General features: G+C 33.8%; 7 protein-coding genes and 1 pseudogene. All 8 read right to left on the bottom strand.

Annotated features, from left to right (window positions below; genetic code table 11):
* Window positions 1-2,628: pseudogene (locus GQ590_RS07500) on the bottom strand (hypothetical protein); the annotation flags it as partial.
* Between the two features lie 53 nt (window positions 2,629-2,681).
* Window positions 2,682-3,173, bottom strand: coding sequence for a hypothetical protein (locus tag GQ590_RS07495; protein ID WP_160409193.1), 492 nt, complete (start codon window positions 3,171-3,173; stop codon window positions 2,682-2,684).
* A gap of 288 nt (window positions 3,174-3,461) precedes the next feature.
* Window positions 3,462-3,584, bottom strand: coding sequence for a hypothetical protein (locus GQ590_RS12695; protein WP_255306795.1), 123 nt, complete (start codon window positions 3,582-3,584; stop codon window positions 3,462-3,464).
* Between the two features lie 53 nt (window positions 3,585-3,637).
* Complete coding sequence (locus tag GQ590_RS07490) at window positions 3,638-4,147, bottom strand: hypothetical protein (RefSeq protein ID WP_160409195.1); 510 nt, start codon at window positions 4,145-4,147, stop codon at window positions 3,638-3,640.
* A 288-nt stretch (window positions 4,148-4,435) separates the two neighbouring features.
* Entirely contained in the window at window positions 4,436-4,558 is a 123-nt protein-coding gene (locus tag GQ590_RS12690; RefSeq protein WP_255306830.1) for a hypothetical protein, read from the bottom strand.
* 53 nt (window positions 4,559-4,611) lie between these two features.
* Entirely contained in the window at window positions 4,612-5,106 is a 495-nt protein-coding gene (locus GQ590_RS07485) for a hypothetical protein (protein ID WP_160422570.1), read from the bottom strand.
* A gap of 259 nt (window positions 5,107-5,365) precedes the next feature.
* On the bottom strand, window positions 5,366-5,488 hold the full coding sequence (locus GQ590_RS12685) for a hypothetical protein (protein WP_255306795.1): 123 nt from the start codon (window positions 5,486-5,488) through the stop codon (window positions 5,366-5,368).
* Window positions 5,489-5,541: 53 nt separating this feature from the next.
* On the bottom strand, window positions 5,542-6,051 hold the full coding sequence (locus tag GQ590_RS07480) for a hypothetical protein (RefSeq protein WP_160422569.1): 510 nt from the start codon (window positions 6,049-6,051) through the stop codon (window positions 5,542-5,544).
* Between the last annotated feature and the right edge of the window lie 108 nt (window positions 6,052-6,159).

Below are 6,159 nucleotides of genomic sequence, written 5' to 3'. Positions count from 1 at the left end.
CCACGTTAATTTGGTGCCATCGGCAAATATAAACTCTTCAATAACATTATTGGTATTAATTTTTGCGGTTGCTGATGTTGCATTGGCAAAAATATTCTTGAAGGTGATGCTACTTTTGCCGTCAATTAAGGTTGCGGTTATATCTGCCCCTTGGCGTGAAAATCGAATATCTTCAGCTTTAATGTTATTCATAAATAACAGTTTATCAATTCCTGATGAGTCAGTAATCGACTCATGACCTGATAAGCCAAATACATAAAAATTATTACCGGTTAATGTATTTTCACCCAATTTATTTTTAATTGACTGATAATACTCATCAGAACTATTGTATGTTAAATAGCCATCAATAACGTCTTTCAATAAAAGTTTTTGTGCTGGATCAGTTATCTGATTAAGATGACGCTCTAATCCTGAAAAATCAATCACGGCATTTCCATTATTTATATCTATTTTTAATAATTTAAACGCCTCTTTAAATTCGGTTTGTGCTAAAAGACTAGCGGTAACATAATGTTTGAATTTATTATATTCACCCATTAATAAATTAGCACCAAAAGTACCTACAGGAGGAGCATTATTACCATAATAAATATTAGTATATTTTTCTCCTGTAATGATTTCTAATACAGTTAATTTTCTAGCGTCTATATTACCTCGACTATTTGGGTCAACCAGATTCACATTGGCCCAACTAAAAATAATATCGTCAATAACTTGTAGAATGTCAGTTGTTATAGGATTAGCAATAAATTTATCGAGTAAATTTCTTAGCTCTGTATTTTGACTTAACGCAATAGATAAGTTAACAAGATTACCAAATCCTCGTACTGAAGGGTATTTTCTTACCTCGTCAATATAGTGTTTTTCGCCAGTATAAATAGTATTTGCTTGATCTGTTGCAAACCAAACATCGGTGGATTTTCCTTTGCTTCCGTCGGTGTAGGTGATTTCACCGGTTAAGCGATGTTCATTTCCGTTACTATCCACATAATCTGATTTTGAATACTTTGTACTAATCGAGGAAATTCCTGCTTGTTCTAAGCTAATTAGTTCATTTTCATCGGTAAGACCATTGCTATTTTTATCTTGCCATATTTTTAATTTTTGCCAGACGCTATCTTTAGCATCAATAACGCCATCACCATTTTCATCATATTGAGCTAATGCTTGGTAACCATTTTTAGCTGTTTTGCCATTTTGTAGTAATGAACTTTCACCAAACAGTTCTCTTCCATCATCAATAACACCATTATCATTTAAATCGATCACCAACAATCCATCATCCGCACCAACCCATCCTGTATTTTCGGCAAATTGGTTGGCATTTAAATCAAAATGAATATTTTTATCTTTACCAATTGTTTCAACGCCATCACGATCAAGATCGATAATAATAGGAGAGAATGCTCGTTTAGCAAGATCAGGAATAGAAGGAAATAACGATGCAATAGGCCCCATAATAGCATTTCCAGCATCATCAAGTAGACCATTTAACTTATCCCAAAGATCAATTAGTCCATTTTGATCATTATCTCGGAATAAATCAGCAAACTTATCTACCATCGCATCCGAAAGCAAACCAGCCACAACAGCAGCACCTAAGCCGATACCGATAACGGCAGCAGCTGGCGCACCGGCGGCCCCAACAATTGCAGCAGCAACGGTTCCTGCCAATGCCCCTAATATATTGCCACTAATTTCTTTAACGCCAAACTCAAGTAAAATTCCTCTTGCCTCGTTAACATCGCCTCGATCAAGTGCAGCCTGAGCTTCTGCCGATGCAAAGCCAAGTCCGATCCCGGTCATAATATAACCCAAAATAGGCAAGCGTTTTGCGATTTTTTCACCCGCTGACGCTAGATATTTAGAAGTTCGATTAACACTTTTTCGCATTTCTGGCGATAAATTAGCGTAAGCATCTTTAAGATTGTTAAGATACTCACTATTAAACTTTCCGTCAGGTTCATAAAGCTTTAACCAAGATTTAACATTATCTGGCGCTAACTTAGTGCCTGCGGCATCTAAACCGGCAATATTTTTAATATGCTCAAAAGCACGCCCTATTCCCTCGGTTTGTTCGATAGATCTTAATACCGATGTTGGAATACCATTGACTGACCTCACTTTGGGATTATTCAATAATGCTGGTAATTCTGTGGCAGCAAAAACCCGCCCCGAGTCCATTCCAAATCCACCAAGTACACGAACATCACCCACTGCACCATCAACAAAACGTTTAGAAATAGCATCCCATGCGCCATTAGGTTGACGGCTGCCATTGCTGTTTGAGCCAAAAAGGAATTCATATGCTTGGCTAGGTAACTTATCTTTCTTATCTGTACCAAATATCTGTTTTAACTTATTATTTAAAGGCGAACCATTTGACAGAGCATCTGATAAAAATTTAGAAGCCTCGGTATTATCGATAAGGCGAAGAGAAGAGTTATTTTTTAATTGTTTAATAATCTCTGCTGTATGTACGCCAGAATCTAGCCATCCTGAATAGAGAATGGTTGTTTTGCCATGGGTATTTATATCTAATTGCTGTATTAAATCACGTAATCCATCGGCATCCTTGACCTTAAATAATCGTTTTTCCGCTTCATCTTTAGTCAATCCCACCATATTGGTCTATTCCTCCGGTATAATAATTGATTATGTTGTTAGCTTACAAAATACTAAAAATTACATCTAATCAGTGCTTTCTTATTATCATTTAAATTTCTAAGTCCACGTTTATAGGCAGTTAATGCCTCTTTTAAAATGGTTAATAAATCCGTCTTTGACATAGTAGGTAAACTACTGGGGTTCATTGACACTATTTCCCAAGCAAATTGTATCGGATATAAGTCGGTAGATACTGACTCACTAGGATCCAAATCGCCACGAGTCAAAATAAATTCAATATTCTGACCATTAATATGCAGGATAAACACCTCCTTATCAGTGGGTTCAGGTAAACCCGAAGGACTATCATAAGTCAATACATCACCACAGTAAAATAACCAATATCCTCGTTCCTTATCCACACACCAAGCGTGTTGGTGAACGTCAAAACTGTTCAATAGTTCAGGCATTTGAATGAACCAAGGATTATACTTATTCCATAAATTATCTAAATCATATTTTTTGGCATCTTCTTTCGACACATAGGCATTGACAAATGGCATCAGTCACTCCTTAATTAAATTGTGTTAAATAAATTTGGGCTCTGTTATATAAAATATAAATGCAGATAAGCAAAATTATAAATAAGATAATTGGTTTGTAAATAACCAATAACAGATTATAAGTATTAATTATCAGGGAATGATTTGATTAAATTATTATTATAATTTGTTTAATAATTGTTCGGTAACAATGTTGAAATGCGATTAAAAAGTATGCTGATATTTTGAAGGGAGCAGTAAATTGAAATTTAGCAGATTGAAATTTAGTAAATGTGAATTTAGAACATTTTAGAGGATGGTTGTTTTGCCATGGGTATTTATATCTAATTGCTGTATTAAATCACGTAATCCATCGGCATCCTTGACCTTAAATAATCGTTTTTCCGCTTCCTCTTTAGTCAATCCCACCATATTGGTCTATTCCTCCAGTATAATAATTGATTATAGCGTTAGCTTACAAAATACTAAAAATTACATCTAATCAGTGCTTCATCATTAGCTTCTAAATTTCTAATTCCATTACATTTATAGACATTTAATGCCTCTTTTAAAATGGTTAATAAATCCGCCTTCGACATAGTCGATAAACAACTTGGATTCATTGACACAATATTCCAAGCAATTTTTACAGGAAAGGAGTTAGCATATTCCAAACCGATCGCTTGCAAATCGCTAGATTTCCAACGGCCAGCTTCCAAAATAAGCTCAATATTCTGGCCATTAACATGCAGGATATATACCTCCTTATTAGTTGCTGCGGGTAAACCAGACGGAGTATCATAATTCAGCACATAGTCACAGTTAAATAACCAATACCCTCGTTCCTTATCCACACACCAAGCGTGTTGATGAACATCAAAACTCTTCAATAGTTCAGGCATTTTGGTACCAAAGCGGCGGTACTTATTCCATAAATTATCTAAATCATATTTTTTGGCATCTTCTTCCGACACATAGGCATTGACAAATGGCATCAGTCACTCCTTAATTAAATTGTGTTAAATAAATTTGGGCTCTGTTATATAAAATATAAACGCAGATAAACAAAATTATAAATAAGATAATTGGTTTGTAAATAACCAATAACAGATTATAAGTATTAATTATCAGGGAATGATTTGATTAAATTATTATTATAATTTGTTTAATAATTGTTCGGTAACAATGTTGAAATGCGATTAAAAAGTATGCTGATATTTTGAAGGGAGCAGTAAATTGAAATTTAGCAGATTGAAATTTAGTAAATGTGAATTTAGAACATTTTAGAGAATGGTTGTGTTGCCATGGGTATTTATATCTAATTGCTGTATTAAATCACGTAATCCATCGGCATCCTTGACCTTAAATAATCGTTTTTCCGCTTCCTCTTTAGTCAATCCCACCATATTGGTCTATTCCTCCAGTATAATAATTGATTATAGTGTTAGCTTACAAAATACTAAAAATTACATCTAATCAGTGTCTTATCATCAGTTTCTAAATCTCTAATTCCATTACATTTATAGACAGTTAATGCCTCTTTTAAAATGGTTAATAAATCCTCTTTCGACATACTAGGTAGACAACTCGGGGTCATTGACACAATATTCCAAGCAAATTGTATCGGATATAAGTCGGTAGATACTGACTCACTAGGATCTAAATCGCCACGAGCCAAAATAAACTCAATATTCTGGCCATTAACATGCAGGATATATACCTCCTTATTAGTTGCTGCGGGTAAACCAGACGGAGTATCATAATTCAGCACATAGTCACAGTTAAATAACCAATACCCTCGTTTCTTATCCACACACCAAGCGTGTTGATGAACATCAAAACTCTTCAATAGTTCAGGCATTTTGGTACCAAAGCGGCGGTACTTATTCCATAAATTATCTAAATCATATTTTTTGGCATCTTCTTCCGACACATAGGCATTGACAAATGGCATCAGTCACTCCTTAATTAAATTGTGTTAAATAAATTTGGGCTCTGTTATATAAAATATAAATGCAGATAAGCAAAATTATAAATAAGATAATTGGTTTGTAAATAACCAATAACAGATTATAAGTATTAATTATCAGGGAATGATTTGATTAAATTATTATTATAATTTGTTTAATAATTGTTCGGTAACAATGTTGAAATGCGATTAAAAAGTATACTGATATTTTGAAGAAAATAAGTCGATTTGAATTTAGAGCATTTTAGAGGATGGTTGTTTTGCCATGCGTATTTATATCTAATTGCTGTATTAAATCACGTAATCCATCGGCATCCTTGACCTTAAATAATCGTTTTTCCGCTTCCTCTTTAGTCAATCCCACCATATTGGTCTATTCCTCCAGTATAATAATTGATTATAGTGTTAGCTTACAAAATACTAAAAATTAAATTTAAAAAATGCTTTCTTATTAGTTTCCAAATTTCGAATTCCTCTACATTTATAGATAGTTAACACCTCTTTTAAAATGGTTAATAAATCCGCCTTCGACATAGTCGATAAACAACTTGGATTCATTGACACAATATTCCAAGCAATTTTTATAGGAAATGAATTAGCATATTCCAAACCGATCGCTTGCAAATCGCTAGGTTTCCAACGACCAGTTTCCAAAATAAACTCAATATTCTGGCCATTAACATGCAGGATAAATACCTCCTTACTCGTTGGTTCAGGTCTATCAGAAGGACTATCATAATTCAGCACCCAACCACAGTTAAATAACCAATACCCTCGTTCCTTATCCACACACCAAGCGTGTTGATGAACATCAAAACTCTTCAATAGTTCAGGCATTTTGGTACCAAAGCGGCGGTACTTATTCCATAAATTATCTAAATCATATTTTTTAGCATCTTCTTCCGACACATAGGCATTGACAAATGGCATCAGTCACTCCTTAATTCAATTGTGTTAAATAAATTTGGGCTCTGTTATATAAAATATAAACGCAGATAAACAAAATTATAAATAATTTTTAAATAATTTATTAACTTT

Source organism: Gilliamella sp. Lep-s35, assembly GCF_009795845.1.
Taxonomy (GTDB): domain Bacteria; phylum Pseudomonadota; class Gammaproteobacteria; order Enterobacterales; family Orbaceae; genus Gilliamella.
The sequence above is the reverse complement of the archived record's forward strand: the minus strand, read 5'-3'. Positions and strand labels throughout refer to the sequence as shown.

Coding starts and splice junctions, on each gene's coding strand:
- GQ590_RS07490 (WP_160409195.1), bottom strand. CDS start 4,147: ATGCCATTTGTCAATGCCTATGTGTCGGAAGAAGATGCCAAAAAATAT.
- GQ590_RS07495 (WP_160409193.1), bottom strand. CDS start 3,173: ATGCCATTTGTCAATGCCTATGTGTCGAAAGAAGATGCCAAAAAATAT.
- GQ590_RS07485 (WP_160422570.1), bottom strand. CDS start 5,106: ATGCCATTTGTCAATGCCTATGTGTCGGAAGAAGATGCCAAAAAATAT.
- GQ590_RS12690 (WP_255306830.1), bottom strand. CDS start 4,558: ATGGTGGGATTGACTAAAGAGGAAGCGGAAAAACGATTATTTAAGGTC.
- GQ590_RS12695 (WP_255306795.1), bottom strand. CDS start 3,584: ATGGTGGGATTGACTAAAGAGGAAGCGGAAAAACGATTATTTAAGGTC.
- GQ590_RS12685 (WP_255306795.1), bottom strand. CDS start 5,488: ATGGTGGGATTGACTAAAGAGGAAGCGGAAAAACGATTATTTAAGGTC.
- GQ590_RS07480 (WP_160422569.1), bottom strand. CDS start 6,051: ATGCCATTTGTCAATGCCTATGTGTCGGAAGAAGATGCTAAAAAATAT.